Source organism: Oleiphilus sp. HI0117, assembly GCF_001635235.1.
Genome location: NZ_LWGA01001282.1, coordinates 1 through 1,595 on the forward strand (window position 1 = coordinate 1; position 1,595 = coordinate 1,595).

The 1,595-nt window shown below is 46.7% G+C and carries 3 protein-coding genes and 1 pseudogene; all 4 read left to right on the top strand.

Features of this window, described 5'->3' with window-relative positions:
• Positions 1-391, top strand: a pseudogene (locus A3757_RS22290) (molybdopterin molybdenumtransferase MoeA); the annotation flags it as partial.
• 29 nt (positions 392-420) lie between these two features.
• Positions 421-669: a MoaD/ThiS family protein gene (locus tag A3757_RS22295; protein ID WP_068512793.1), complete on the top strand. Its 249-nt coding sequence runs from the start codon at positions 421-423 to the stop codon at positions 667-669.
• A 1-nt stretch (position 670) separates the two neighbouring features.
• A complete protein-coding gene (moaE, locus tag A3757_RS22300; protein ID WP_068512795.1) occupies positions 671-1,126 on the top strand; it encodes a molybdopterin synthase catalytic subunit MoaE in 456 nt (151 codons plus the stop codon).
• A gap of 1 nt (position 1,127) precedes the next feature.
• Positions 1,128-1,580, top strand: a complete 453-nt coding sequence (locus A3757_RS22305) for a GNAT family N-acetyltransferase (RefSeq protein WP_068512804.1) — start codon at positions 1,128-1,130, stop codon at positions 1,578-1,580.
• Positions 1,581-1,595 lie beyond the last annotated feature (15 nt).

The window sequence follows — 1,595 nt, forward strand, 5'->3', positions numbered from 1 at the left end:
CATCAAGCCCGGTAAGCCTTTTATGTATGGACAAATTGGCGAAACACCAGTACTCGGTTTGCCCGGAAATCCAGGCGCAGTATTTGTTACCTTTTCGGTATTGGCTCGCCCTTTCTTACTCCATAAGCAAGGTATTAGCGACACTAAACCTCAAAGTTACTCTCTTGCCCTAGACTTCGATATTAAAAAGTCCGGCCCCAGAAGAGAATTTCTGAGAGTTCAGCGAAGCCAAGGCAATCGTCTGATTCGTCACCCGAACCAAAGCTCTGGTATGCTAAGCTCTGCAAGCTGGGCGGAGGGTTTCGCTGTGATTAAAGAACACACTCAACCAAAAGCAGGGGATTCTGTCGAGTTTATACCTTTCCCTAGCATTTTTTCTTTGCCGGTATAGCAAGCATTATTAAGTTACGAGACGACCTTATGAATATCCTTTTTTTTGCCAGCTTGCGAGAGCAGCTCGACTGCGATAGCGAACAATGGACCGAGATCGACGGCATCCAGACGACTGGCGATATCAAATCCAAGCTTCAGTCACGGGGCGAACCCTGGTTAAGCGCGCTTGCTAACGAACGGATCATTATTTCAGTCAATCAGGATATCGCCGATGCAAGTACTGCTGTTAAAGTAGGAGATGAAGTAGCATTTTATCCCCCGGTAACAGGCGGTTAGTATGAAAATATCTGTCAGCGTTCAGCAAGAAGATTTCTCAATAGAAAATGAGTACCAGACTCTACGGAACAACCACGCCCTAGCAACTGGCGCGATCTGCACGTTTTCAGGCTTGGTTCGGGAATTCGGAGATCGCCCTAATGTAAATGGCATGTTCCTGGAGCACTACCCTGGCATGACAGAGCAGTGCTTACAGAAAATCATTCAACAAGCAGCTGAACGTTGGCAGATACTTGAAGCGAGAGTCATTCACCGCGTTGGCCCTTTGCACTTGAGCGAACAAATTGTCTTCGTTGGCGTAAGCTCTGCACATAGAGCAGATGCTTTTGCGGCCTGTGAGTTTATTATGGACTACTTAAAGTCCGACGCGCCTTTCTGGAAAAAGGAAATCACCAAAGACGGTGCTGAATGGGTTGAAGCAAAAGAGAGCGACCTAGATAGAAAAAAACGCTGGTAAAATGTCTGACTTAAGCCACAATAATTTCGCCCTGGAACGACTCGACCCGCCTCGCTTTCCTCTCGCCAAGCAATTCTATAAACAAGCGAACTACCATTCCCACGTCGGTAAAGAAGACGAGGTTTACATCCTTAGAAATAACAACTCAAACAATAAAATCGTTGCGGCTGTTCGCCTGGTCAAGAGCGATCAATATCTGATTCTACGCAGCATGGTCGTGGTTCCATCCGAGCAGCGGCAAGGCATAGGAAGCAGGCTACTTACCGAACTAAAACCACACCTGACAAATCGCGAGTGCTGGTGCTTTCCTTTTGAGTGGCTTAAAGACTTTTATGCTCAAATTGGCTTTCAGCTTCAGAATATAGAACAGGCTCCTCCTTATATCGCTGAATCTCTTCGTCGCTATCTTCGACAAGGACGAAAACTCACCCTAATGAAGCACCCGCTTGCTTGATTTTCCCCAGATATC